Annotated in this window: 23 protein-coding genes; 12 read left to right on the forward strand and 11 right to left on the reverse strand. The window is 39.0% G+C overall.

Going from position 1 to position 25491, the window contains the following annotated elements; genetic code table 11:
- The first annotated feature begins 119 nt into the window (after positions 1 to 119).
- Both AB1Z56_RS02215 and AB1Z56_RS02220 read left to right on the forward strand, forming a co-directional pair.
- Complete coding sequence (locus AB1Z56_RS02215; protein WP_426790939.1) at positions 120 to 2405, forward strand: GH92 family glycosyl hydrolase; 2286 nt, start codon at positions 120 to 122, stop codon at positions 2403 to 2405.
- A 33-nt stretch (positions 2406 to 2438) separates the two neighbouring features.
- Positions 2439 to 4685 (forward strand): GH92 family glycosyl hydrolase, encoded by a 2247-nt coding sequence (locus AB1Z56_RS02220; protein WP_426790940.1) that lies wholly within the window; start codon positions 2439 to 2441, stop codon positions 4683 to 4685.
- A gap of 51 nt (positions 4686 to 4736) precedes the next feature.
- Here the strand turns inward: AB1Z56_RS02220 and AB1Z56_RS02225 are convergent, their stop codons facing one another.
- From AB1Z56_RS02225 to AB1Z56_RS02235, 3 genes are read right to left on the reverse strand one after another with little or no spacing between them, the layout of a single operon-like run.
- Positions 4737 to 5330: a GNAT family N-acetyltransferase gene (locus AB1Z56_RS02225; RefSeq protein WP_426790941.1), complete on the reverse strand. Its 594-nt coding sequence runs from the start codon at positions 5328 to 5330 to the stop codon at positions 4737 to 4739.
- Between the two features lie 9 nt (positions 5331 to 5339).
- Positions 5340 to 5570, reverse strand: coding sequence for a hypothetical protein (locus tag AB1Z56_RS02230; RefSeq protein ID WP_309361982.1), 231 nt, complete (start codon positions 5568 to 5570; stop codon positions 5340 to 5342).
- Between the two features lie 7 nt (positions 5571 to 5577).
- Positions 5578 to 5826 (reverse strand): redox-active disulfide protein 2, encoded by a 249-nt coding sequence (locus tag AB1Z56_RS02235; RefSeq protein ID WP_313267801.1) that lies wholly within the window; start codon positions 5824 to 5826, stop codon positions 5578 to 5580.
- A gap of 392 nt (positions 5827 to 6218) precedes the next feature.
- Between AB1Z56_RS02235 and AB1Z56_RS02240 the strand changes: the two genes are divergently transcribed.
- Together AB1Z56_RS02240 and AB1Z56_RS02245 are read left to right on the forward strand one after the other, a co-directional pair.
- Positions 6219 to 6695, forward strand: a complete 477-nt coding sequence (locus tag AB1Z56_RS02240; RefSeq protein ID WP_426790942.1) for a hypothetical protein — start codon at positions 6219 to 6221, stop codon at positions 6693 to 6695.
- 27 nt (positions 6696 to 6722) lie between these two features.
- Entirely contained in the window at positions 6723 to 7574 is an 852-nt protein-coding gene (locus AB1Z56_RS02245; protein ID WP_426790943.1) for a hypothetical protein, read from the forward strand.
- A 62-nt stretch (positions 7575 to 7636) separates the two neighbouring features.
- On the opposite strand, the gene AB1Z56_RS02250 is transcribed toward AB1Z56_RS02245, so the two are convergent.
- Positions 7637 to 8746: a glutaminyl-peptide cyclotransferase gene (locus AB1Z56_RS02250; RefSeq protein ID WP_426790944.1), complete on the reverse strand. Its 1110-nt coding sequence runs from the start codon at positions 8744 to 8746 to the stop codon at positions 7637 to 7639.
- A 171-nt stretch (positions 8747 to 8917) separates the two neighbouring features.
- On the opposite strand from AB1Z56_RS02250, the gene AB1Z56_RS02255 reads away from it, so the two are divergent.
- Positions 8918 to 9682, forward strand: a complete 765-nt coding sequence (locus tag AB1Z56_RS02255; RefSeq protein ID WP_426790945.1) for a DUF72 domain-containing protein — start codon at positions 8918 to 8920, stop codon at positions 9680 to 9682.
- A 13-nt stretch (positions 9683 to 9695) separates the two neighbouring features.
- On the opposite strand, the gene AB1Z56_RS02260 is transcribed toward AB1Z56_RS02255, so the two are convergent.
- From AB1Z56_RS02260 to AB1Z56_RS02285, 6 genes are all read right to left on the reverse strand, one after another.
- Positions 9696 to 10028: a hypothetical protein gene (locus AB1Z56_RS02260; RefSeq protein WP_426790946.1), complete on the reverse strand. Its 333-nt coding sequence runs from the start codon at positions 10026 to 10028 to the stop codon at positions 9696 to 9698.
- Between the two features lie 11 nt (positions 10029 to 10039).
- Positions 10040 to 10360 (reverse strand): hypothetical protein, encoded by a 321-nt coding sequence (locus tag AB1Z56_RS02265; protein ID WP_309361968.1) that lies wholly within the window; start codon positions 10358 to 10360, stop codon positions 10040 to 10042.
- Positions 10361 to 10391: 31 nt separating this feature from the next.
- Complete coding sequence (locus AB1Z56_RS02270; protein ID WP_309361966.1) at positions 10392 to 10706, reverse strand: hypothetical protein; 315 nt, start codon at positions 10704 to 10706, stop codon at positions 10392 to 10394.
- A gap of 368 nt (positions 10707 to 11074) precedes the next feature.
- Complete coding sequence (locus AB1Z56_RS02275) at positions 11075 to 12208, reverse strand: SMP-30/gluconolactonase/LRE family protein (RefSeq protein WP_426790947.1); 1134 nt, start codon at positions 12206 to 12208, stop codon at positions 11075 to 11077.
- A 142-nt stretch (positions 12209 to 12350) separates the two neighbouring features.
- Positions 12351 to 13022, reverse strand: a complete 672-nt coding sequence (locus AB1Z56_RS02280; protein WP_309361962.1) for an alpha/beta fold hydrolase — start codon at positions 13020 to 13022, stop codon at positions 12351 to 12353.
- A 150-nt stretch (positions 13023 to 13172) separates the two neighbouring features.
- Positions 13173 to 14237, reverse strand: coding sequence for an NADH:flavin oxidoreductase (locus AB1Z56_RS02285; RefSeq protein WP_426790948.1), 1065 nt, complete (start codon positions 14235 to 14237; stop codon positions 13173 to 13175).
- 111 nt (positions 14238 to 14348) lie between these two features.
- Between AB1Z56_RS02285 and AB1Z56_RS02290 the strand changes: the two genes are divergently transcribed.
- From AB1Z56_RS02290 to AB1Z56_RS02320, 7 genes are all read left to right on the forward strand, one after another.
- The gene (locus tag AB1Z56_RS02290; protein ID WP_293904149.1) at positions 14349 to 14696 is read left to right on the forward strand and encodes a winged helix-turn-helix transcriptional regulator; all 348 of its coding nucleotides are present in this window, start codon (positions 14349 to 14351) and stop codon (positions 14694 to 14696) included.
- A 163-nt stretch (positions 14697 to 14859) separates the two neighbouring features.
- Positions 14860 to 15453, forward strand: a complete 594-nt coding sequence (locus AB1Z56_RS02295; protein WP_309361957.1) for an RNA polymerase sigma factor — start codon at positions 14860 to 14862, stop codon at positions 15451 to 15453.
- A gap of 97 nt (positions 15454 to 15550) precedes the next feature.
- Positions 15551 to 16690 carry a FecR family protein gene (locus AB1Z56_RS02300; RefSeq protein ID WP_426790949.1) on the forward strand — a complete coding sequence of 380 codons (1140 nt, stop codon included), beginning with the start codon at positions 15551 to 15553 and terminating at the stop codon, positions 16688 to 16690.
- 94 nt (positions 16691 to 16784) lie between these two features.
- Positions 16785 to 20426 carry a SusC/RagA family TonB-linked outer membrane protein gene (locus tag AB1Z56_RS02305; protein ID WP_426790950.1) on the forward strand — a complete coding sequence of 1214 codons (3642 nt, stop codon included), beginning with the start codon at positions 16785 to 16787 and terminating at the stop codon, positions 20424 to 20426.
- 12 nt (positions 20427 to 20438) lie between these two features.
- Positions 20439 to 21887 carry a RagB/SusD family nutrient uptake outer membrane protein gene (locus tag AB1Z56_RS02310; protein ID WP_426790951.1) on the forward strand — a complete coding sequence of 483 codons (1449 nt, stop codon included), beginning with the start codon at positions 20439 to 20441 and terminating at the stop codon, positions 21885 to 21887.
- Positions 21888 to 21961: 74 nt separating this feature from the next.
- Positions 21962 to 23152: a thioredoxin family protein gene (locus tag AB1Z56_RS02315; protein ID WP_426790952.1), complete on the forward strand. Its 1191-nt coding sequence runs from the start codon at positions 21962 to 21964 to the stop codon at positions 23150 to 23152.
- 8 nt (positions 23153 to 23160) lie between these two features.
- Positions 23161 to 24309 (forward strand): peroxiredoxin family protein, encoded by a 1149-nt coding sequence (locus AB1Z56_RS02320; protein WP_426790953.1) that lies wholly within the window; start codon positions 23161 to 23163, stop codon positions 24307 to 24309.
- 435 nt (positions 24310 to 24744) lie between these two features.
- Here AB1Z56_RS02320 and AB1Z56_RS02325 read toward each other — a convergent pair whose 3' ends face one another.
- On the reverse strand, positions 24745 to 25278 hold the full coding sequence (locus AB1Z56_RS02325; RefSeq protein WP_309361945.1) for an NADPH-dependent FMN reductase: 534 nt from the start codon (positions 25276 to 25278) through the stop codon (positions 24745 to 24747).
- Between the last annotated feature and the right edge of the window lie 213 nt (positions 25279 to 25491).

The raw sequence follows: 25491 nt of genomic DNA on the forward strand, positions 1-25491 counted from the left end.
AAATCCTATTAACAAACGTAAATCATCGATATAACCGCTGGTAATATTTGTAAATATTTACGATTATCTGTACTATTGTAGGTACACGCTAAAATGCGCGGCCTATGGTGTTTGCTTGAATGAAAGCAATTAACAATGTCGTCTATCATGATTATATGATCAAATTTATTCGTTTTTTACTTTTAGGATTATTTCTTTGGGAGAACGTTTCTGCCCAAAAGCTTCCTATCGACTATGTCAATCCGTTTATCGGTACCAGCAATTATGGAACAACCAACCCGGGAGCTCAGGTTCCCAACGGTTTGATGAATGTTTCCCCATTTAATGTAATGGGATCATCACTTAACGCATTTGATAAGGATGCAAGATGGTGGTCAACTCCCTATGAACATAGTAATAGCTATTTTACAGGTTTCTCGCATGTCAATTTAAGTGGTGTAGGATGTCCAGATATGGGAAGTTTGTTGTTGATGCCAACCTCAGGAAAACTGGAGGTTGATTATCATCAATATGGTAGTACCTATACCCAAGAGGTTGCCCATCCGGGGTATTATAGCAATGTATTAAAGAAATATGGCATTAAAACGGAAGTTTCAGCCACAGCACGTGTAGGCGTATCGAAATTCACTTTTCCAAAAGGACAGGCAAATATCCTGCTCAATTTGGGCGAGGGTTTAACAAATGAAACGGGAGCGACAGTTCGTTATGTGAGTGATACCGAAATAGAAGGATCTAAGTTGTTGGGCTCTTTCTGTTATAGCAATAATCAGGCTGTTTACCCAATTTTCTTTGTCATGCGTGTCAATAAAAAGCCCGCAAAAAAAGGTTACTGGAAATTCCAGCGTGCCGGAGAAAAATGGGAAAATGACTGGAATAATGATGCTGGAAAATATAAGATTTTTACAGATTATACAGATCAACTTTCTGGTGATGATCTTGGCGCATTTTTTAGCTTTGATGTTCAAGAAAATGAAAGTTTGGAAGTTCAGCTTGCCGTGTCGTTTGTGAGTGTCGATAATGCCCGTAAAAATCTAGACGCCGAGCAGGCTGATTTCGGATTTGAGAAAACGCATCAGCAAGCTTCTTTACAATGGAATAATGCCTTGTCGAAGATACAGGTAGAGGGTGGAACGGAAGACCAGAAAACAGTGTTTTATACAGCACTATACCATGCCATGATTCATCCCAATGTTTTACAGGACGTGAATGGCGAGTATCCCGCAATGGAAAGCCGGAAGACTCTTGTAGCAGATCACAATCGTTATACAGTGTTTTCACTGTGGGATACCTATAGAAATGTACAGCCGCTCATGTCTTTGGTTTATCCCGATAAGCAGGTTGGTATGATACGTTCCATGATCGATATTTATAAAGAAAACGGCTGGATGCCGAAATGGGAATTGTATAGCCGAGAAAGCTATACGATGGATGGTGATCCTGCAGTTCCTGTGATTGTTGATGCATGGATGAAAGGTATTCGGGATTTTGATATCAATACCGCTTATGAAGCCTTTTTGAAATCTGCTACTACAACTGATTCAACAAATAAAATCAGGCCCGACAATGCGGATTACGTGAAGTATGGGTATGTACCGTTGCGCGATTCATTTGATAATTCCGTATCGCATGCGATAGAATATTATGTTGCGGACTGGAATTTAGCTCAGTTGGCTACCTCTTTGGGGAAAAACAAAGATGCACAGCTTTTTGGTAAGCGGGCGCAGGGGTACAAACATTATTATTCGTCAGAATATGGAACTTTTAGGCCCATTCTTCCGAATGGAGAATTTTTGAGCCCATTTAATCCATTGATGGGAGCTAATTTTGAACCTAATCATGGTTTCCATGAAGGTAATGCCTGGAATTACAGTTTTGCAATTCCATTTGATATTCCTGGTTTGGTGAAATTGATGGGCGGAAAGCAAAAATTTGTAGATCGGCTTCAGGCAACGTTTGATAAGGGATATTTTGATGTGACAAACGAACCGGATATGCTGTATCCACATGTGTTTTCAGAAATTAAAGGCGAAGAATGGCGCACTCAAAAGTTGGTGAAAGAAATACTGGAAAAACATTTTACCAACAGCCCCGGCGGTATACCTGGTAATGATGACACGGGGACGATGTCTACATGGGCACTCATGAACATGATCGGGATTTATCCTTTTTGTCCGGGTAGACCAGATTATACAGTTGTAACCCCGGTATTTGATAAAGTAACTATTCAGCTCGATAAGAAATACTATCCAAATGCCGATAAAGTAACCATAAGACGCCAAAAAGAAGGGAATGGTGAATATATCAAAAAGATCGTTATCGACGGAAAACCATTCAATGGATTTAAAATCAGTCACCAGACTTTAGTCAATAGCAAGGATATTCTAATTGTTACTGGAAATAGATAAATAAGCAAACTAAATTGAAAACTGATCTACACAATGAAATATATTAATTATGCGGTCTGTGCAGGCCTATTGTCTTTAATTGGTTGTGCTTCGCTAAAAAGCTCCGATGAAAGTTATTATGCAACGTATGTAAATCCTTTTATCGGAACGGACTTTACCGGAAATACATATCCAGGCGCACAATCCCCCTTTGGGATGGTACAGCTAAGTCCAGATAATGGGCTGCCTGGCTGGGACCGTATTTCTGGATACTTTTATCCCGACAGTACAATTTCTGGCTTTAGCCATACACATTTAAGCGGTACCGGGGCGGGTGACTTATACGATATATCTTTCATGCCGGTGACATTGCCCTATCATGAAGCGGAAGCTCCTCTTGGTATACATTCCAAGTTTTCCCACAAAGACGAAAAGGCACATGCAGGATATTATCAGGTAAAACTGGTTGATTATGATATCAATGTAGAGCTGACGGCAACAGCACGTTGTGGTATTCAACGCTATACTTTTCCAAAGGCGGAATCTGCCGTATTTTTAGATTTAAAGAAAGCAATGAACTGGGATGCGACTACAGATTCGCGCATCGAAGTGGTAGATTCTGTAACTATTCGTGGCTATCGTTTTTCTGAAGGCTGGGCCAGAGGGCAACGTGTCTATTTTGAAACTCGTTTTTCCAAACCTTTTACAGCTGTTCATATCGATAGCACCGTAATATTATCAAGTGCCGATACAACAGCGAAGAAGGCAACGCGAATTGGTACAGCCTATAAAGCCCGATTTGATTTTAAAACTGCCGAAGGAGAACAAGTAACACTCAGTACAGCACTTTCGGGTGTAAGCATGGAAGGTGCTTCCAAAAATTTGAAAGCGGAAGTTCCTAAAGATGATTTTGACTATTATTTGAAAGAGGCAGAGCAAAATTGGAACAGTGAATTGGGTAGGGTCGCCATCGAAACCAAAGACAAAGAGGAGCAGGTTAAGTTCTATACAGCACTATATCATTCGATGCTGGCACCAACAATTTTCAGTGATGTTGATGGTGCTTATATGGGGGCAGATCGGAAGGTACATCAGGCCGAAGGCTGGACCAACTACAGTACGTTTTCCCTTTGGGATACCTATAGAGCATCACATCCCTTATTTACTTATATTGATCCTAATCGTGTAAACGATATGATTAAGTCGTTCATCGCTTTTTATGAACAACATGGCCGATTGCCAGTATGGAATATTTATGGGAGTGAAACAGATATGATGATCGGGAATCATGCAATTCCTGTAATTGTAGATGCATATTTAAAAGGAATCGGTGATTTTGATGCTACGAAAGCATTAGAAGCCTGCGTTGCCACAGCTAATATCGACAATTATAGAGGAATAGGTCTGTATAAAAAATTGGGCTATGTACCCTATGATGTCAAGGATGAATATAATGCTGAAAACTGGTCGCTATCGAGAACACTTGAATATGCATACGATGATCATTGTATCGCCATGATGGCGGATAAGATGGGAAAGAAAGAGATTTCAGAAACATTTTTTGCAAGAGCGCAGAACTACAAAAATGTTTATAATCCGTCGACTTCATTTATGCAGCCCCGGGATAGTAGAGGTAAATTTATTACCCCATTTGATCCCGAAGAGTATAGCGCGCATATCTGTGAAAGTAATGCTTGGCAATATTTCTGGTCTGTACAGCATGATATTCCCGGATTGATTAAGCTTGTTGGGGGGCAAGAACGCTTCGCTCAGAAGTTGGATAGCATGTTTACATTTCATCCTTCGGATACCAGTAAACTTCCAATTTTTAGCACAGGAATGATTGGTCAATATGCACATGGAAACGAACCAAGTCACCATGCCCTCTATTTATTTAATACCGTTGGACAGCCTTGGAAAACACAGCAATATGCCGCAGAGGTTATGAATAAACTTTATTTAAATACACCTGCTGGATTGAGTGGAAATGATGATTGTGGACAGATGTCAGCTTGGTATGTATTCAGTTCGTTGGGTTTTTATCCTGTAGATCCTATCAGTGGGAAATATGAGATCGGCACACCTCTATTTGAAAAAGCCGAATTGAAGCTTTCCAATGGAAAGAAATTTACGGTTAAGGCAAACCAGGTGAGCAGATCCAATATGTATATCCAATCGGTTACTCTTGATGGTAAACCTCTTGAAACAAGTTATATTACACATGAACAGATTATGTCTGGTGCGACATTAGTGTTTGAAATGGGCGAGAAACCAGGGCCAGTGTGGTACAAAAATAAGTAGCATCATTTCTATTTATATAGATCTTTCTAAGCGCGGCCTCCAAATGAATATTTAATGAATTTGGGGGCTGCTTATTTTCTCAGCCGAATTATTCAGATTTTTGTAAAAGTAGGTTGTGCTACATGGTAAACCATTGGGAAGAAGAGCATAATTTGGAATATCACCGACAATCGTCCAACCACACTTTTGGTACATGAGATATGCTGGGCTATCAGTTACCGTATCGAGCACCATAAGTGTTTTTTTTAAATCAATGGCTATCTTTTCAATTTGCTGAAGCAATTTCTGTGCAATGCCCATTCTCCGAAAGTCGGAATGAACTAGCATTTTGGCAACGTCTGCACGATGTGCTTGATTGGAAGGAAGATCGATTTGCAATTGAACTGTTCCGGTGATCTGATTTGTCACGCTATTTTTGGCAACAATTAATACAGTTTTCTGCTGTTTGACTTTATTTAGGACTTTGGTCCAGAATATACGTGCCTGTTCAACAGTCAGATCATCCATAAACCCTATAGAGGCACCTCCTTGGACAATGTTAAAAGTCAGATCTACGAGTTCGGTAATCAAGATGTCACTGGATTCTCTGATTTCTTCAATAACAAAATCTATATTGGAAGTAAGTATGGAGTTGCCTTGTTTCATTGTGGATCTTTATTCACTTCGGGTGAACGCAAAATAGATAACATATAACCAGCCAAGTATTCCGTGAATTAAAGCCCAAAGTATGGATTTATTACGGTCCCATGAAGTGACTACGGCAATTACTGACCCAAGGCCTATTCCCGATTGCGTGATTGTCTGTGTCGTTGATTTACTTATCTCCTGACCAAACACTGCATTGGAAACGAATATAAACAAGATAAATAATGTAAGCTGTTTCATCGTGACTTTATTGAGCTCCTCTTATTTTGAGTTCTTCATTGATTTCTTTTATTCTTTTGAAATTGAGAATCGCAATAGGAGATAAAGCAAAAGGAATAGCCATTAGTGCACTAAATCCTTTGGTAACCGAGGTGTAAATTCCCATTCCCAATAAAATAAAGAGCATGATGGTTAACATCCAGGTAACTACCAGCGCGGTTTTCCTGTTGGTTTGAAGCTCTTCAATAGTCATTCCGTTTAATGGTCTGTTATTCATGATTTCTTTGGTTTATACCTCTAATTTCCGTAATTCTTTTTAAGAAACAAAGTGTTAAGCTTCAAATGATGAATAAATTCTGCTAAATAGGAGATTTATTGTGTTAAAAATACGACGGCTTTGAAAATTTAGAAAACATATGGAGGATTGGAACCATATTTTGCTTTTTATAAGGATTAATCATATAAAGCAGCATATAGGCGAGCAGGAAGAAAATGGAGATGCCGAACGATATCTCAATAAAAAGAAGGATATGTTAAGTATAGGAAATTGCAGAGGTGACGACGAATCTTAAAATAAAGACCGCGAATATTAAAAGCAATGAAAGGGCTATCTTAAAAATATGTTATTTGCGGAAAAATTGAGAAATGAGAATTTTAGCACTAATCGTTATGATATTCGCCATATGTTCCTGTAAGGGGAATCCCGACTCGGGATATAACGAAAAAATGGCCCATCTTTTCCAGAGCTGTACGGAAAAATTGGATGAGAGTTATGGGAAGTTATTGGATGGGGAATATGATGTCGATAAATCCGAATCTTCCTATGAAATGAAATTGAATGAGGCACGTGCTTTGAGCAGTTATATCAAAGGGATAAAATGCGAGGCTGCTCAGTTGAGACCCACTAAAACTGCTGAAGGTTTTCATGTGGCTACAATTGCTTATATGACACAGATTGTTGATGGATATGGTGCTTTACTGATTAAATATATTGATGAACAGAAAAAAGGAGCAAGGAAAAGTCTGCTAAGAGAGATTACGGATGAAAAAGCACGCATTGTAGCCTTAGCCGATGAGTGTTTTGCGCACCAAATGGCCTTCTTGCATCAAGCTGGAATAAAAGTTGATAAGGAAATAAGAAAATAGTTTAAAGTACATTTTGATTTTATAGAGATGTTAAAGCTAGAAAATAGGTGGTATTTGCTGATTATTTTACCGATGACGGCATTTTCCTGTAAGAGTAAAATAACAGCACAGCAGCCATCAGCGCCTATTGCATTGGTGGATACCGTAAAGCCAGATTGGTATCGCGAAAACTATGGTCAGGTTGTTATGATTGACGATAATTTAGTGGTTAAAAAAAACGACAGTTACTTAATAGATCTTCCATTGCGGATTGTTCCAGATTCCACCTATGTCTTCTTTTTGAGTGCTAGAATTCCGGTAGAATTGTTTAAGAAATCAAATGAGTTTTATCCCGATCTCCAGCATTTTGTGCTGATCGTCCCAGACTGGAAATTTTATGATGAGATTGCTAAAGAAGCATCGAAACAAGGTATGTGTATAGAACCTGCGACGACCAATTTTTATTATTCGATAAAAAGAGAGGACGGTGTGGTTAGGGTTGATAGTATTCGTCGTTCTGGTGACGATAATCCGGGCTTTGATTTCGTTAAACCCGCTTCGCCTAAAAATATGCTGACAGTTTACAGGAAGGAAAGTTATGGATCCGTTTGCTGTCCACGTGATCCAAAATGGGATATGGTAGATAAGGATGAATCTTTTTTGCACGATTTTGAACAAACTAATCACCTGAAGGTAACCAAGGGGAGATATGTGCAGATGGAGGGTAAAGAAGGTGAAAAGAGTATCTATTATACGTTGCCCGAATTGGCTTCAGCACAGCGACTGGAATTTTTAGCAGCTAAATATGCGCAAACAACGCCGTTTATAACGCAGTTGTTTGCACCGCAAACGGTTCCGTTTGTAAGCGAAGGTTTTAACAAAATGAAAGAGCTGCCCTAACGCGAGAAATTATAGTTTAGATGATTCGATAATAATATACTTTTTTCTCATTTGAGATAAAGCTATTCGATCAGCTTTATCTCAAACATTTTATCCCAGTTTTTGCCGGTCACAAAGAAGGTATTTGATTTTCGATTGTAGGCAATACCATTGAGTACATCTAAATCGACATGTTGCGTTACATTTTCACGTAATTTGGAAAGATCCACCAATGCCTCTACTGTGCCGGTTTTAGGGTCGATCCGTCCAATGACATCTTCCATAAAGAAATTTGCATAGATTTTTCCCTTTACCCATTCCATTTCATTGATCTGATCGACCATAGCTGTGTTCGTTGCGGCACGAATATAGTCTGATTTTGAGAAGTCAAGTGGATTGAGTGTATAGATGTAATCCGAACCGTTGGACATATATAAATTTTTGCCGTCAGAAGTCAAGCCCCAACCTTCCATTGGCTGAAAGTAGGGGAGTGTTTTAATAACCGATAGGGTGTTTATATCGTATACATAGGCTATATTATTTTTATAAGTCAATTGATACAATTTCCCATTGAGGACAGTGGCGCCTTCGCCAAAAATTGAATCATCCAGTTCAATTTTTTTGATGGGCTCACCAGTTTTAGGGTTCGTCATGCGAACACTCGATTTACCTTTATTTCCGCTTGGACCAATTCCATTTCCTGTACTTTCGATTAAGTTGTCGCCATAAAACTCCAAACCTTGTGTAAAAGCTTTAATATCATGCGGATAAATATTTACAATACTATATTGAAGCAAACGAGGAGGAGTGGAGGCGAATAAATCTATGCTTATCGTATTTTCCTCTTGTTTTCCATCACTAAACACAATAGCTTTAATAATTTGTTTGCCAAATTTTTCATGTTTTAATGGGTATTTAAAGGGCTCATTGCCGTTTACTTCTCCAATTTTTTTATCATTGACGTAATAGACGACAGAGTCTAATTTTGGCATCTTCTCATTGTTTATCTTTAAGACAAGATCTTCTCCCAGTGCATAGCTCTGTTTGATATTGTCAAAGGTAAATGTCGGACTTTCTTCGGACTGTCCGGATTGGGCGCTTGAAGCTGTATTTGTGTTATTGTGCTTATTTTCAGTACAACCACTTAAAATGGCCATAAGCATGAAACTAAGTAGATAAGATTTTTTCTTCATTGAGAGGTGTGCTTGATCAATCATCCTGTAATAAACTGTTGTTCTATTACTCGTTACCCAAACTTAGATAAATTGTTTTTTATATGCAATTCAATTACTTTTTATATAAAAGCATACACCCTTTGTGAGAAAAAAATGAACCATTGCACACAGCTTAATTGTTATAAGAATATGGAACAATCTTATTTTTCTGGAACAAGTGGTATTCTTTTGCCTTACAAGAATCGAAGTTTTTATCCCGATCAGTTACAGGGCAAAAGTCGACTTGCCGTATACAGTTTATTATTTAATTCTTTGGAGGTGAACAGTTCTTTTTATAAAATTCCTCGGGAAGAAACTGTTAGAAGATGGTCCGAAGAAACGACCGATGGTTTTCGATTTACTTTTAAGCTTTGGAAAGGAATTACGCATCAAAAGGAACTTAGGTTTGATCCACAGGATGTCGTTAAATTTCTCTCCGTTATTGATGCCGTCGGTCAAAAGAAAGGATGTTTGCTTATACAATTGCCGCCATCCTTTAAATTTACTTCCATTGAAAGGCTTACTGAACTATTGGACTTTGTCAGTCAGGATAAGAGAAGTGAGGCCTGGAAGGTATGTGTAGAATTTAGAAACGCCTCCTGGTATAGGGAAGAAACTCTTACTCTTTTAAAATCATATGGAATGCATCTGGTTATCCATGATAAGGATACTCTTGGGATGCGTCTTCAATATACAGATACAAAGATTATCTATATACGCTTCCATGGACCAGATGGTGATTATCGAGGAAGCTATTCGGACAGTGTGTTGAAGGAATATAGTACCTATATAAATAGTTGGATTGCTGAGGAAAAAGAGGTATATGCTTATTTTAACAATACCATTGGAGCGGCACTTGCTAACCTGAATACATTAGCGAAATATATCATAGCGGGCAAAGCATCTCGGATTTAAAACTATCGTCTCTTCAAAGGATTCGATTGCGGATATATTCAGTTCCCATATAACCATCCCAACCTTCATGCTCACGCATAATTCGCTGGTATGCTGCTGCCAATGCCTGAACTTTCGTCAATAAAGGGATACCCCTACGGATACAGTCATCATCCGAGAAAGTTCCAGCGTTATCGTACCATTGAAGCCAACCGAGTAATTCTTGTCTAGTCATCAGCTTTAATTTATCGAAAAGCATCTTATCTTTTAAACCTAAAAGCTGATAACGCCAATCATTTCGATGTGATTCCATTGCTAGAATTTTTGGCAGCTGATGATCGATGATCTGTTTGATAAAAGATTCCATAATTTCAAATTTTAGTTGTTGAACATAAGTTGTACATGCGTGTTCGAAAAGGCGTTATATTTTCTTTTCATATGGATGCGCAAGATTTCTTTGTATATATATTCGATAGCCTTCATTTTAGAGATCCGCTGTACTCCATTTTCAATGCATTTGCGATCTGTATAGTTTCCTTTTGGATTATTCCATTGTAGCCAATCAAGCAGCATTTCTTTTTCTAGCTTTTCAAGTCTTTGTTGTAAGCCTGCTAAATCGCTTTCTCTAAGCTGCTCGCGCCAGTCGGACCAAATGGAATTGGATATTGCTGCTCTTTTCTCTTTGAATTTGTTTTCCATGTATTTCTTAAAATCTGATTTGTACAATCTGTTAGATGACTAGCTTGCTGATAATAGCGTTGCCTAGTTTACTTTTCATAAATAGCTCAATCTGTTTCAGTAATTCAGGGCTTACTTCGGGCACCCTTTCTAGATCTCGTATAAACCACTTCTGAATGACTGGGGTTTGTTTGGAACGCTGGTCGAATTTAACGACTTCAGCTCTTGATGATTTCCCCTCAGGATCGTAGTATGACCACAGTACAATGAAAATCGTATTCGGATCTTCATCGGGATAGGGGGTATGAAAGCGAACGATGTCACCAACGTGTAACTCCTTATTGTCATATGCTGCGATTTGTTCCATAAATGCGTCGTCTAAAACTGATAATCAAATATACTAATAATATTAGTATTTCAAAATTTTTACTAAAAATTTTATACTTTCGGTGGACGCTTGTTGATTCTGATAGACAGAACTTATCTTTTAAGGGGTTTTTCGCTGCATTTTATTTTTATTGTTATCAGCTACTTGAATTTTAATGAATTAGCTTTTGTCTGGTTTCGCGTTCCGATGATCAATCGTGTTGGGGCTTGATGTGGTGAATTTCATAGACAGAAGACCAGATAAGAATAGGGATAGCTGCAGAATATACACCTTTCGATTTAACGGTGCATAGAATACAACTTCGGTAAACAGCAGTAATCCTAATAGTGTGTTGTATTTTTAATAGTTTATTTGTTATGAAACTTATTTTCTGACTTAGGCAGTTTTACTTTAAAGACATAATATGGCAATTCTACCTTGTTGATTCCCTTATTCCATTGTGGATCCTTAAAAAGTTGTGCACAAGAAAAATAAAGATATCCATCTTCGCCGATCCCCATGGAATCAGGCCATAATATTCGTGGGTCACGGACTAAGGTATGCAGTTTTCCATCAGGACTTAAATATTTGATGCTGTAGTCGATGGATGACGTTAGGTAAATATTTCCGTTTATATCTGACAGTAAGCCATGTGTGATGCCGACCTCTCCTTTGTCTTCAACTTTTGCATCCAATTCTTGTTTAGTTAGCGTAGAGTCGGTCAAAAATTCTGTCGCAATACAGTATAAATGGGTTTGATTGATCGGTTTGAAGTATAGATATTTAAAGTCGTGACTCAATGCAATGCCATTCACATTGGAAGAAAAAGGTTTTCCATTTTCATTACGCATATCATTATCGTCGTAGCTTAATATCACTTCAGGATCAGCCAGTGTAAATCGGCTTCCAGCCAATGCTTTCCTGCTCTTTCCGGTTTTAAGATCTAGAACAATGATGGCCGCTTGGCCTGGATCAGAGAGGTAGGCTAAATTTTTCTTTCCGTCAATGCGCATATCATTTAGACCCGATTTGGTTTTATCAAGGTCATCGAAACTGTAAATACGTTCAATTTGATCCTTCTTTGTGTCGATTTTCAACAATTTGAACTGACCTTGGGTTGGTTTTTCATCATTGCCAAAAATTGATCCAGCAGATGATGGCTTGGAATCTAATACCCAAAGATTGTCCTGGGCATCGACAAATATATCCTGTACATTAACAAAGTGGGAATTCTCTATTCCTGTTTTATTCCATTCACTATCAGGATAAGGAACAGGTTTCCCGTCGATGATTTCAGTCAGTGCATACTGAAAATTCTTAGTTTGTTTTGGGAAGGAAACAAATAGACGGTTGCTGGATGTAACGCTCACACCAATGGGACGGTATGGACCTAAATCTACTGCGACCTCTAGTTGTGGGCTTGTTGAATTATTGTCTTGGGCCATCATGTTGAGAAAAAAGATGTGAAATAATAAAAAACTAAATAAGAGCCTTTTTCGCATGTTCTTGTGTTAATTTAACCTGTTTTTATTCCCTTAGATTCACCAAGCAGCATCTTATAAGCTTCATAGCTGACCGATACCTTTATAAAATAACTGTCTTTCTGCTAGTATTGTTTTAATAAGGAAAAGCTTTATAAAGTTTTTATCGCTGTATTGTCTTGCTTTTAATAACACTTCTTAATAGCTTTTCAACTTCCCCTGCGTGTGTGACCGTCATAAAATGACCAGCACCTTTAATCACAAAGTTGGGCTTTAAACTTTTGATCGGGATAATACGGTCTTTGTCTCCGTGTATATGGATTAAATTGTCGGGAATAAATTTGTTTTTCCATTGTAGAATCTGATGTATTGCCCAGGCCATAAATACTGGATCGGTATCCTTTAAGATCTGCTTTAGTAATAGAGAATCTTCTTTGCTGCTGATACCAAAAAAATAATCTGATAGAAAATTATGCCATTTAAAGAGGCTATTTGGTACCAGCTGATTGATTCTGAGTCTGCCTGCTAATCGGTACTTAAGAGGGAATTCATGTCTTCCTTTAGTCGAAGCAAGCAGAATAATTTTTTTTACAGGAATAGTTTTGGCAATTTCAATTGCTATCATTCCACCAAAAGAAAGTCCGATAAGAATAGGCTGTTTTACGGTGATTTTTGACGATAATCTTTTTGCATAAATGGCCAGCGGTTCATGGGGGCTCGGCGTAATCCAATCCAGATATTCGATGTCAAGCGAACCAAAGTTTATCTTGCTAAATACCCGTTGGTCTACACCTAATCCGCTTATGATATATATTCTGTTATCGGTTATCTTCATTGAATCAAGTGTCTGGATACATTTACGGAGACAGCCGCTGGATTATCGCTATAAATGAATAGGGGCAAAATAATGATTAAAAATCAATTTTCGCCCCTATTTTATATAATGGAGTAACGTAATTTTAGTACAACTTTTATTGCTCCCCTGTTACGACAGGCTCGCTAAGCTTTTAGCTTCAAAAGTGGACAGTTCGTTGTATTTTTCGGCCTGTACTTTCTTTACCCAATTCGGGTCCTGCAGGATAGCTCTTCCCACGGCGACAAGATCAAAATCACCACGTTCATACCGACGGACCAATTCGTCCAGCGAAGCAGGTGAAGATTTGAATTCGGAGTTTGTAAATACTTCGCCAAAGTCTTTATCAAGACCTACAGATCCAACCGTGATTGTGGGTTGTCCTGAGATCTTTTTAAGCCAGCCGGCGAAATTTAAATCACTGCCTTCAAATTCTGCTTCCCAATAACGGCGTTGGCTTCCATGGAAAATATCGACACCCGCATCCGTCAATGGTAGGATCCAATCTTCCATTGCTGCAGGGGTAGGAGCAAGCTTGGCCGTATAATCCTGTTGTTTCCATTGTGATAATCTCAGGATAATCACAAAATCCGGACCTACAGCTTTTCGCATGGCTTTAACAACTTCAACAGCGAATTTAGAACGTTCCTTAATTGTTTTTCCTCCAAATTCGTCAGTTCGATGATTCATTCCCTCCCAAAAGAACTGGTCGATCAAATAACCGTGGGCACCATGAATTTCAAAAGCATCAAAGCCGAGATCTTTCGCAGACTTGGCTGCATCAGCGTATGCCTGAATTGTAGCTTCTATATCAGCCAATGTCATCGTATCCGGACTCTCAAATGCTGCAGGTGGCGTCCACTGCATGGGTGTATAACCCACATGCCATATTTGAGGAGCTATTTTTCCGCCTTTGTTATGCACAGCGTCGACGATATTTTTCCAGCCAGTTAGTGCTTGATCACCGTAAAAATTGGGAATGTCTTTTAAATTCTTTGAAGAAGGTCTTTCGATCACTGTACCCTCCGTTAAGATTAAGCCGACATCACCAGCAGCACGTCGCTCATAATAACCAGCCACAGCGCTGTCGGGAATTCCGTCCGAAGAAAACGCTCTCGTCATTGGTGCCATGACAAAGCGGTTTTTCAGTCTTAAGTTTTTATATTCAAAGGGATTAAAAAGTGTTTGTATGCTCATTTTTCTTGTTTTAAATTGTAAATCTTCACAAAGATATTTTAAATAGTGTATATTTGTAACTATTATTAGTATAAACTAGTTACCTTTGTGTAACTATTCTCGAAATATCAAATGAAAAGGACTGAATTTAAAAGCTGTTCCTGTGCGATGCAGCGCTCGATGGCAATTTTAGGGACGAGGTGGAAACCTGTCATTATTTATACACTGCGTGACCGGAAAGCTCGATTTGGTCAGCTTGATGCGCTGATAGAAAACATTTCCCGCAAGGTTTTGACCAGCTCGTTAAAAGAATTGGAAGAGGACGGTGTTATTCTTAGAGAAGAATATAAGGAACTGCCACCACGCGTTGAGTATTCTTTGACTGAAAAAGGTAAAGCCTTAATTCCCATTATGTGCCAATTGGCAAAATGGAATGAATCCTTTTACGAAGAGCCAGAGTTACCAGAATTAATAGCATAAAAAATAGATTCTAAATTTTACCGACCTCGTATATAATTTGCGCTAATCCTGGCCCAGGGGAAAAGATCATATTGCCTTGTTTTTTACCAATTGCGAGCGTGGGGTGGTCGATCACAATAAATGAAATTTTCATATTTATTTAAAATTTAAGTAATATTGAATTGTGAAAAACAAGGTAAACCAAGAATTTAGCAAGCAGGATTTTTTAAAATCTTTTCGTGAGGGCAGAAGGGATGGTTTACAATTTTTATACAAAACTTTCTATAGTCCAATGTGCTATTTTTTGGAAAAGATGACTCTTGATAAAGGTGCCATCGAAGAAATAGTGCAGGATGTATTTTTAAAGCTCTGGGAGCGTCGGATTGATTTTGATCATGTTGAATCGATTCGAGGTTTTCTCTACACAAGCTGTAGGAATGCTGCTTTAAACAGGATTCAACAAGAGAATAGGATTCAACAAAAAACGAATTCTTATACGGAACAGCTTGATCTGGTTGATTTGCCCATCAGCCACCAGATGATCTATATGGAAACGCTTCGAACCATTCATGAAGCCATAGATACCTTACCAGAGCAATGTAAACAGGTAATGCGCAAGCTCGTTGTCGAAGATCTTAGCCCACAGGAAGCAGCGGTCTCGTTGGGGCTAGCTACTAGCACGATTTACAACCAAAAGAAAAGGGGAATCGAACTTTTGAGACAAAGACTTAAACCTGACCAGTTTTTTTGCCTACTTTTGCTCTTCCTATATTATTAGAAAAATTTATAATTCTGATATATAGGTTTTTACAAAAAAATCTACCATTTCTTTAGAGAAACGAAATCAGAATATTGTTTTAAGTATATAGAGCAATATGGAGCCAATACCCCAACATATCATTTATCTCCTGAGTAAGTCCAAGCTGGAAGGTTTGCGTGATGACGAAAAACAGCAGCTGGACTACTGGAAGTCCGAAACAACGGCCAATAAGGGGCTATGTGATCTTATTGAGGATAAAAACGAGCTTTTAAAAGGCCTGAACGGAATTTCAAACTATGATTGGGAGAAGTCTTTTGAGATTTTTGAACAAGATTATTTAAGCAACACAGCTACAAAGCCTGTTTTCAACCGAATCTGGACCTACGGTATCGCGGCAGCACTGGTTGGTTTATTGGTGTTATTTTTTGTACATAATCTTTCGGATAAAGGGTATCAGCAGACGCCGAATAAAGATATTCAGCCCGCCCAAATGACGGGGAGGGTGCGTCTGGGAAATGGACAGTCGATTTCGATGATTCCGGGAGATACGCTATTATCATTAGGGAAGCCTATTCACCCTACAGTAAGCCAAGCGGACAGTCTATTTGCAGCTACTCCCAGAGGTGGGAAAATGACTATTTTACTGCCCGACGGAACCAAAGTGTGGATGAATGCTCAAACACAGCTGGATTATTATGAAGTAGATAGTCTGCGGGAGGTTCGTTTGGTGGGCGAGGCTTATTTTGAAGTTGCCAAGAAATATTTGCCATTGGCAGGTGAAGTTCCAAGACTGAAACCTTTTGTTGTACAGGCAGGGAAAATCCATGTATCGGTATTGGGAACACATTTTTATATAAAATCAACCAAAAACCCGGAAGACTTTAAAACCACGCTATATGAAGGTAAAGTCAGGGTTCGACAGGGCGAACGGCAAATAGTATTGCTGCCAGGGGAAGAAACCTATATAAAAGTTGGTCAGATCGAACGACGGACAACTGATCCTGACCTGAGAAATGCACTGAAGGATGGATATTTTGTATTTAACTCAGAGCCTCTGACCGTGGTTATGGATGAATTGGCGGCTTGGTATAACGTTGAGGTTGTTTATCTCGATAACCAAGTAAAATCGGAAAAATTTGAAGCTATGTTGTCTCGTAACAGCAGCTTGAAAGATATCATCAACGTACTGGAGAGTACGGGGAAAATTAGATTTAAATTTAAAGGAAAGACCATTTATGTAGAAAAAACAACCTAAATGAAAAGACGAAACCCTAAACGCTTGCAACATCTAGGGCTTCTGATCAAGCAATTCTAACTGAAACAGAATTTTAATTCTTAACCTAAAACAAATGTATAAAAATTATGCACAACTTGGTCGTGCCCTAAACGGCCAAATGCAACAAATGAAAAACAGCGATCGCCCAGATATCTGGGGTAGGCCGCAATGGAGGGGAAACATTATGCGCATATCGCTTACGACCATCATGATGTCTTGTTGTTTGCTTCATGTAGGAGCTAAAACTTATGGACAGAATATATCGATACATGAAAAATCAGTATCGCTAAGAACGGTTTTTTCAAAGATCAATAAGCAGACAGGCTACTCTTATGTATGGGCTGCGAAAACCATAGATCCAGATACTAAGGTTAACTTAGCGGTTAGCAAAGAGCCTTTAGGAAGCACGCTTGAAAAGTTATTGGATGACTTAAATCTAGATTTTGAGATCAAAGGGAAGATTATTGTCATACGTGAAAAATCAAATCGGACACAGCTATCCAGCGCTCAGCAATTGATGTCCTATCAGCAAATGACTGTAAAAGGTTTTATTGTTGACTATACCAACAGACCACTTCAAGGGGCGACTATTCGTGTAAAAGGTGTTCCAAAAGGAACTGTTACGGATCAAAATGGTCATTTTGAGATAAGTGGTGTTAGTTCGAATAGCTTTTTGGATATAACCATGGTGGGCTTTGTGCCGTTGACAATTGCTGCTAAGCCCGATTTGGGAACGATTAGTTTACACGCCTTGGACGAGCAATTGCAGGAGGTGAACATTACGGTCAATACGGGATACCAAAAAATAAGCAAAGAAAGAGCGGCGGGTTCAATCGCTCAGGTGACGGCTAAAGATATGGAGGGGCGGCTTCAGCCTAATTTATTGGATCGGATTGATGGACTGTTGCCCGGATTAAATTTAGTGCGAAACACCTCAAGTCCACAGAATAATAAAAATAATTTGGGTATTGAGGTTCGTGGACGCTCCACAATTAATGCGCAGGCTGCACCTTTGATTGTTGTTGACGGTATGCCTTTTGAAGGTGACTTAACAGCTATTAATCCCAATGATATTGCTTCCATAACCGTTTTGAAAGATGCTTCGGCTGCCTCCATTTATGGCGTGCGTTCCTCTAACGGTGTTATTGTTATTGCGACAAAAATAGGCTCCGCAGGCAAAACAAAGATTGATTATAGCAATACGCTTTCCTTTAGAGGGCTTCCAAGCCGCAGCTACCTCAATCAGATGAGTAGTGCCGAACTGGTCAACTTTCAAAAGGAAATGTTTAACTATCGTTCGGGAGATTATGCTGTTATTGACCCGAGAAAAGCGATGAACGATGTTTATCGAATTTTGTACGATCGCAAAGGTGGAGTAATTTCGGAAGAAGAGATGGAAAAGCGGCTGGATGTATATCGAAATCGTGATCGCTTCACCCAAATGGATAAATTTCTTAATACGACCCGATTCGATCAGCAGCATAATCTCGCTATTTCGGGCGGATCCGATCGTTATATATACCATTATTCCCTCAATTATACGCAGCCGGGAGATTACAATAAGGGACGGGCGACAAACAAGGAGCTGGGATTTAGTCTGAAAAATAATTTTAAGTTTACCGATTGGTTTAGTTTACGCGCAAATGTATTAGGAAAAAATCAAAATAGAGAGGGTGATATTGGCTTCAATTTCTACGATAACTATATGGGAGGCAAAGCATCCTATTATCTGCTTGAAAATGAGGATGGTTCTCCGGCTCAATGGTATAGTTCAAAATCTCAGTTTGAGATTGATCGCTTGAATGCGCTAGGACTGGAAGATGAGACCTACATTCCTTTAAAGCATGTAGCAGCGATCCACGAAAAGTTCTATAATAAATACCTTAACTTAAATTTTGCTGCAAATTTTAAGATTATCAAAGGGCTGGACTTCGATCTGTCCTATCAAAGTGAACGGACGGAAGGGTATAATGGCACATTGAATAGGAAAAACGCCCAATCGGTTGTAGGCATGGTCAATGACGCGACGCAAATCGGAAAAGATGGATTAATTAAGCGCAATATTCCGCAGGGAGGTCAGTTTTTTGAACAGCGGAATGATGTCAATAGCTATACGTTGCGTGGCCAATTCAATTATCAATATAATCGTCAAGATAAACACGAAGTCGTTGCTATAGCTGGTGCTGAGCGTAGACAGATTAATAACCGATATACAAACATTTACAAGTATGGTTACGATGAAAACAGCTTAGTCTATAAAGGAATTAATGAAGAGTTATTCGGAATAATGCTTCAGAACACTCAGGCATTGTTCAATAGCTATACGATTACCCGGAAGAAAGAAGAAGGCTTTCAAGACGCACTAGATAGATTTGTTTCCTTCTATGCCAATGGCTCTTATACCTATAGTCGCAAGTTAACACTAAGTGGAAGTATTCGGATAGATCAATCCAATTTATTTGGTACGGATATCAAAACGCAATACAAACCTCTTTGGTCAATCGGCGCTTTGTATCATTTGCCAAAAATCAACTGGCAACCATTAGATCGTTGGGCTTTACGAATGACCTATGGCGTCAACGGAAATGTGCCAAAAGATAATGGGCCATATTTAATTTCAAGGGTTAGTAACACGACAAATCCTTACAATGGTGAAATGCAGGCATCCATTGATTCACCACCAAATCCATTGTTACGCTGGGAGCGTACTGCAGTATACAATGTTGGTTTAGATTTTTCCTTATTTAAAAATAGATTATCAGCAAGTATTGATATTTACAATAAAAAAACTACGGACCTATTAGGGAGATCTCCTTTGGATCCTACGCTAGGATGGAACATGGTTCTGCTTAACTATGCTGATATGCAGAATAGAGGGATTGAGTTGGGATTGAATGGTAAGGTGATTCAACACGAAGATTTCAGCTGGAATAGTACAATAAATTTTAGCTACAACAAAAATAAGATTACCAATCTGTATGTTGAACAGAATACTCCATACTATTACTATTATGCTCCTCAAAATCGTGTTGGAATCCCGATGGGTAGTTTGTATAGTATAGACTATGCGGGATTAAATGACAAAGGTAGACCATTGGCACGAAAGGCTGACGGTAGTCTGGTGGAAACCACACAAAATTTGACGGTAGACGATTTAATCTATGAAGGAACGACAATACCGCCTTATAATGTTTCCTTTAGAAATGGATTTAAATATAAAGATTTGACGCTTTCCTTTATGTTTATTTTCAATGGCGGTCATGTGATGCGAGGAGTTCATCCAGAGTTCCTCAGTAAATATGCGGAGCTTAACTACAATAGTAACTTCGACAAATTGTGGTTGAATTACTGGAAAAAGCCTGGTGATGAGAGTAACCCTGACATTGCTCCTGCATTTATCACGGCTGCCTCGGGCAATATTTCGGATATTTTCAATGCCGCACATAAATTTGTTCAAAAAGCAGATTACATTAAATTGAGAGATATCTCATTGTCTTATACTTTCCCTAGGAAATGGATTGCCCCGACAAAATTAAGCTATGTACGCTTAACAGGCCAGGTACTTAATGCTTGGAGATGGGCCGCTAATAAAGAAAATATTGACCCAGAAGTTTGGATCGGTTACACAACTGCTACTACGACAAGTATTTCTGGGCCTAGCCGAGGTGTATTGGCACCAGTGGTTTACAATTTAGGTGTATCTGTAGGATTTTAATAAGAAAATGCAATGAGAAAAATATATATAGGATTACTATTCGGTTTATTGACATTGAATAGCTGTAATAAATATCTGGATATAAAGCCAAAGGGGTTTACAATTCCAGAAAATCTGAATGACTACAAATTGCTTCTAAACGATCAATCTTTGGTTAGGGCTTCCGCAATTTATCCAAATTATTTAGCAGATAATTTACAGTCAGGAGACCCTCAGGATGTTCAATCGGCAGCAAGCTATGATTACTACGACTATGTAAAAAAACAACTTTACAGCTTAGCTCACGGTGCAATATTTGAGGACGGCCAATACGATCCGTATTGGGAATCGGCTTACAGCCATATATTTACTTACAATGTTGTTATTAATAATGTATTGACAGCAACTGAAGGTACTGATGCTGAGAGGAAAAGAATATGGGCAGAGGCTAAGATAGGCCGGGCGTTTGAATACCTTAGTTTGGTTAATATATACGCAGCTCACTATAATTCGGCAAGTGCAACAAAAGATCTAGGGGTGCCCCTGGTGCTGAAAGAAGATATTAATCAAAAATACGAACGGGTATCTGTTCAGGCGATCTATGATCAGGTACTTGGCGATCTCAATGATGCGCTGCCAAATTTGAGTACAGTGCAGTCAAATAGATTTCAAGCTGTACGTTCAGTCGGATTCTCTTTTTTAAGTCGTGTTTATCTCTATCAGGGAAAATACAAAGAGGCCCTTGAGAATGCAAAACAAGCACTTGCTGTAAATAAAATGCTCATTGATTATAGTTTATATACCAATAAGGACAAGACGACTTGGGGACGTGTTTGCTTAAAAACAGATAATTCGGTGCAATTTCCCGATTCAAGAACCAATATAGAAGCCGTATGGTCTCGAATGGGGACTAGCACTTTAGGTAGTCAAAATGCTGAATTTTATGCCTCTAAAGAACTGATTGAAACGTATGCCAAAGATTTGCCAGCAGGTGCAACTGACAAACGTTATGAATTATTTTTCTGTCGCGATCAAGCATCCTTGGGTGCGACTATCGTAAAATTCCCCGGTCGGGTATTATTCGCCCCATATGTAGATTTTAGTACAGGATTTAATACACCCGAATTATTTTTGATTGCCGCAGAAGCCGCTGTTCGAACAGGCAATACTACAGAGGCGCTAAATTACTTGAATATTTTGAGAAATAGTCGGATAGAAAACAACAAAGCACTGACTTCGTCCGATTCAAAAGCTGTTTTGGGGATGGTACTTGACGAAAGACGCCGTGAAATGCCGTTTATGGCATCAGATAGGTTAATCGATCTGAAGCGACTTGCCATAGCAGACAACTTTAAAAAGTCAATTCAACATCCATTGGCGGGGAAAGTTTTCGAAATGGAATCAACGGATTTGCGGATGATACTTCCGGTTCCGCCAAAGGTACTGTCTTTGAATCCCGGAATTCCACAGTACGAACGATAACAGAACTCTTTATAGACCTTGTCCTCTTCAATTTTTATAACAATAGAAATTGAGGAGGACAATAATGAAAAAAAATGAAAAAAATATTACTTACAACAATTGTTTTTGCGCAGTCAATGCTATTGCTCGCCCAAGAACATATACAGTTTCAGAAGATCACTTTTGGTCAGGCAAAGGAATTGGCTAAGCAAGAAAATAAGCTTATTTTCCTAGATGGATTTACGTCCTGGTGCGCCCCTTGTAAATGGATGGAAGGGAATGTGTTTTCGCAGCCTGAAGTAGCCGCTTATTTTAATAGTACATTTATTAATACGAAGTTTGATTGTGAGATCGGAGAGGGGGTAGATATTGCTAAATTATATCAAATCAGGAGCTTCCCAACTTATTTGTTTTTAGATGGACAGGGGACATTGATCTATAGAACGCAGTCCCGTATGGAGGCTGATATTTTCCTGAAACAGGCGCAGCAAGCGAATGACCCTAATTTTCAGATCCCTAATTTACGCAAGTCGTATGATCTGGGAATGCGAGAGTCGAATTTCCTGATACGTTACATTAAGGTCATGGAACAGACCGATAGTCAAGCAGCGAATGCCGCAAAAACGGCATTGGATAGCGTGGCTACTGATGAATTTTTAAGGAGCCCAAATGGATGGGAAACTATAAAAATGATGGCGCAAAGTCTCGATGATCGCTACGGTAAATTTTTTGAATCAAACAAATCTTATTTTAAAAGTATAGCGGTGCCGGCAGATTTTGCAAAAAAGGAGACACAGCTGTTGCGATATGCTATGTACGGCTATATCAGGGACAATAAAGTAGATGAATTTAATACTGGAGTAGCCTATTTTGAGGGATTAAAAGATCCGGAGCAAAAAATTGAAGCTGCGCTGTATAAGGTCGAATGGATTGCTGCCCATGGCACAGATAAAGAGTTTGTTGTCCTGACCAATGAATTGAGAAAGGGGCTGTTAAAGAATGAAGACGAACGGCTGAGTTTTATTGCCCGTCGCAATGCCAATGCGAAAGGAAATGTTGCAAATCCAGTGATCCTAAAGCAATGCTATGTGCTGGCCAAACAGGCAGCAATATTGAATCCTGCAAGTTATTCCAATCAGGGGACTTTGGCGGATATCTGTATCGCATTGAAGAAAAAGAAGGAAGCTGTTCAAGCGGCAGAAGCTGCACGTGGCTTGGCTGAACTGGAAACTTCAAAAATTATTAAACTAGCCGATGCCCTTGTAGCGCGCGCTAAAGCAATGTAATGACCAGCATGAAGAAAATAGTTACATCAATATTCTTGGCATTAAGCTGTCTAGGTACAGTATTGGCTCAAGGACATCGTTTTCAATTAACAATTAAGGGAAAACAATTTCCCGCAAAATCTAAAGCATTTGTTCGCTACATCGTGGACAGAAAATTGACAATTGACTCTATTAATTTTGGTCCCAATGAAGTTATCTATAAAGGGGAAATCATGGAACCAACACAAGTCATGTTATTTTATTCCAGAGATGGAGCTTCCTTCTTTAATCGCAAAGGTGGACCGATGGAGCGTCTCACATTTTATGTAGACCCGCAGGAACCCAATACGCAAATCACTGTTCAAAGTCCTTTCGAGTCTTCCCTGGTACAAGGTGGGAAACTGCAAGTAGCTTATAAACAGTATCAAGATTATTTGAACACCTATGAGAAGAAGCTCATGGTTCAGCAATCTAAAAGAGCTGATCTGTATCAAGCAAAAAATCGTGATGAAAATGCACTCAACCAAATTGGGCTAGAAATAGACAAGATCGAAACAGAGCGTAAGAAGGCGCAACGAAATTTTATAGTCAATAATCCAGACAATTACTTCAGTTTATTGGCCTTGCAGGAAGTTGCTGGCTACGATGACAATGTGGTTACTACTGAACCATTGTTCTTCAAATTATCATCAAGACTCAGGCAGACAGCAATTGGGAAGAAAGTGGAATCAGATATTCAGTTAGCAAAAAAACTAGGAATTGGACAGCCAGCCTTTGATTTTGTGCAAATGACTCCCGAGGATAAAGAATTGAAACTTTCGGATTTCAGGGGTAAATATGTGCTTTTGGATTTTTGGGCATCATGGTGTGGTCCCTGTCGGGCGGAAAACCCTAATTTGGTGAAAGCCTATCAAAAATTTAAGGGAGCAAAATTTGAGATACTAGGTGTCTCATTGGATAAACCAGGTAAGAAGGATAACTGGATGAAAGCTATTGAACAAGATGGACTGACCTGGCCTCAGGTGTCAGATCTGAATGGCTGGCAAAATCAAGCCGCTCAATTGTACGGTATTCAGGCTATTCCGCAAAATTATCTGGTCTCTCCTGAAGGGAAGATCGTTGGCATTAACTTAAAAGGAGTAAAGTTGATAGAGAAACTCGAAGAGCTACTTAAATAAATTTTAAGGAGGGGCAAATCGCCCCTCCTTAATTATGAATTTTAATAGCAGCTATCGCTATGGGCTCAGTCTTCTGTTATAGCGCTGCTCTTTGGAGGGCTAATGTAACGGCTTGCAGCTTATTCGCTATTTCTCTGCTATTTCTCTGCTATTTCTTTGGTGTTTCTCTGCTATTTCGTTGCTGTTTCTCTGCTATTCCGTTGCCGTTTCTCTGCCGTTTCTTCGCTATTCCTTCGGGATTGCTAGGGGGCTGATTCGCTTCTTCTTTGCTATTTCTTTGTCGTTTTATTGGTGTTTTATTGGTGTTTCTTTGCTTGAAAAGCAAAGAAAAGGTAAGCAAAAGGTCAATAATATGCAAAATAGTATGTACTCAGTACATCTGCATAAGTTATGCAGAATGCACGAAAAGGCAAATAGATTTTTAGCGAGATGTCACTAGGAGGAAATTTGTTGCTTAAAGCCCGCTATTTTTTCCTTCAGACTATTGAGGTGTTCAGGACTGATTACGCCATTATCCTGATCAAAATTTTCGTAAAATTTGGGAAGCGAAAATGTTTCTTTAATAATTGCTCCAAACTGCGGGAAAAACTTTTGGGCTTCGGCCATTACATTTCCACCACCATAACCTCCTGGTGAGGTTGTCATGAGCAACATAGGTTTATCTTGGAAAACTTTCACATTGATCCTAGATGCCCAGTCAAATACATTTTTAAATGCTACGCTGTAAGAGCGATTATTCTCTGCAAGGGAGCAAATGATCATGTCACTGGAGGCTATATGATCTAGGAAAAGCTGTGCTTCCTGTGGAAACCCATTTTTTTCCAGGTCTACAGAAAAAACTGGCATGTTATAGTCATTCAGGTCGATCAAATTAATCTCGTGCCCCTCGAAGCTCTTAAGTACAAATTTGACCAATTGTTTGTTAATCGATGTGGAAGAATTACTCCCTGCGAATGCAAATATTTTCATGTTTTATCCTTTATGATTATCGGTTGTTTAAATTTAGTCAATTTCCGCAACAGTCGGAGACTTAGACTTGACTTGTCGTTTCTGATAGGTTTTGATTATATGGTATAATTTTTTGAAATCCTCGCTATGCATATTTCTCTCATTTATTACCATGGTTAAATTATCTGTAGTTTGAAGTTTTATGGTTCTGAATTTAAAATATTTTTCCTCTTT

The organism is Sphingobacterium sp. WOUb80 (assembly GCF_050058145.1).
GTDB lineage: Bacteria > Bacteroidota > Bacteroidia > Sphingobacteriales > Sphingobacteriaceae > Sphingobacterium.

Bases quoted from the DNA above. Each gene is read 5' to 3' on its own strand.
- AB1Z56_RS02270 (WP_309361966.1), bottom strand. From the start codon at position 10,706: ATGGAACAAATCGCAGCATATGACAATAAGGAGTTACACGTTGGTGAC.
- AB1Z56_RS02225 (WP_426790941.1), bottom strand. From the start codon at position 5,330: ATGAAACAAGGCAACTCCATACTTACTTCCAATATAGATTTTGTTATT.
- AB1Z56_RS02325 (WP_309361945.1), bottom strand. From the start codon at position 25,278: ATGAAAATATTTGCATTCGCAGGGAGTAATTCTTCCACATCGATTAAC.
- AB1Z56_RS02315 (WP_426790952.1), top strand. From the start codon at position 21,962: ATGAAAAAAATATTACTTACAACAATTGTTTTTGCGCAGTCAATGCTA.
- AB1Z56_RS02260 (WP_426790946.1), bottom strand. From the start codon at position 10,028: ATGGAATCTTTTATCAAACAGATCATCGATCATCAGCTGCCAAAAATT.
- AB1Z56_RS02240 (WP_426790942.1), top strand. From the start codon at position 6,219: ATGATATTCGCCATATGTTCCTGTAAGGGGAATCCCGACTCGGGATAT.
- AB1Z56_RS02280 (WP_309361962.1), bottom strand. From the start codon at position 13,022: ATGAAGATAACCGATAACAGAATATATATCATAAGCGGATTAGGTGTA.
- AB1Z56_RS02275 (WP_426790947.1), bottom strand. From the start codon at position 12,208: ATGCGAAAAAGGCTCTTATTTAGTTTTTTATTATTTCACATCTTTTTT.
- AB1Z56_RS02310 (WP_426790951.1), top strand. From the start codon at position 20,439: ATGAGAAAAATATATATAGGATTACTATTCGGTTTATTGACATTGAAT.
- AB1Z56_RS02245 (WP_426790943.1), top strand. From the start codon at position 6,723: ATGTTAAAGCTAGAAAATAGGTGGTATTTGCTGATTATTTTACCGATG.
- AB1Z56_RS02285 (WP_426790948.1), bottom strand. From the start codon at position 14,237: ATGAGCATACAAACACTTTTTAATCCCTTTGAATATAAAAACTTAAGA.
- AB1Z56_RS02305 (WP_426790950.1), top strand. From the start codon at position 16,785: ATGTATAAAAATTATGCACAACTTGGTCGTGCCCTAAACGGCCAAATG.
- AB1Z56_RS02250 (WP_426790944.1), bottom strand. From the start codon at position 8,746: ATGAAGAAAAAATCTTATCTACTTAGTTTCATGCTTATGGCCATTTTA.
- AB1Z56_RS02290 (WP_293904149.1), top strand. From the start codon at position 14,349: ATGAAAAGGACTGAATTTAAAAGCTGTTCCTGTGCGATGCAGCGCTCG.
- AB1Z56_RS02230 (WP_309361982.1), bottom strand. From the start codon at position 5,570: ATGAAACAGCTTACATTATTTATCTTGTTTATATTCGTTTCCAATGCA.
- AB1Z56_RS02265 (WP_309361968.1), bottom strand. From the start codon at position 10,360: ATGGAAAACAAATTCAAAGAGAAAAGAGCAGCAATATCCAATTCCATT.
- AB1Z56_RS02235 (WP_313267801.1), bottom strand. From the start codon at position 5,826: ATGAATAACAGACCATTAAACGGAATGACTATTGAAGAGCTTCAAACC.
- AB1Z56_RS02320 (WP_426790953.1), top strand. From the start codon at position 23,161: ATGAAGAAAATAGTTACATCAATATTCTTGGCATTAAGCTGTCTAGGT.
- AB1Z56_RS02300 (WP_426790949.1), top strand. From the start codon at position 15,551: ATGGAGCCAATACCCCAACATATCATTTATCTCCTGAGTAAGTCCAAG.
- AB1Z56_RS02255 (WP_426790945.1), top strand. From the start codon at position 8,918: ATGGAACAATCTTATTTTTCTGGAACAAGTGGTATTCTTTTGCCTTAC.
- AB1Z56_RS02215 (WP_426790939.1), top strand. From the start codon at position 120: ATGAAAGCAATTAACAATGTCGTCTATCATGATTATATGATCAAATTT.
- AB1Z56_RS02220 (WP_426790940.1), top strand. From the start codon at position 2,439: ATGAAATATATTAATTATGCGGTCTGTGCAGGCCTATTGTCTTTAATT.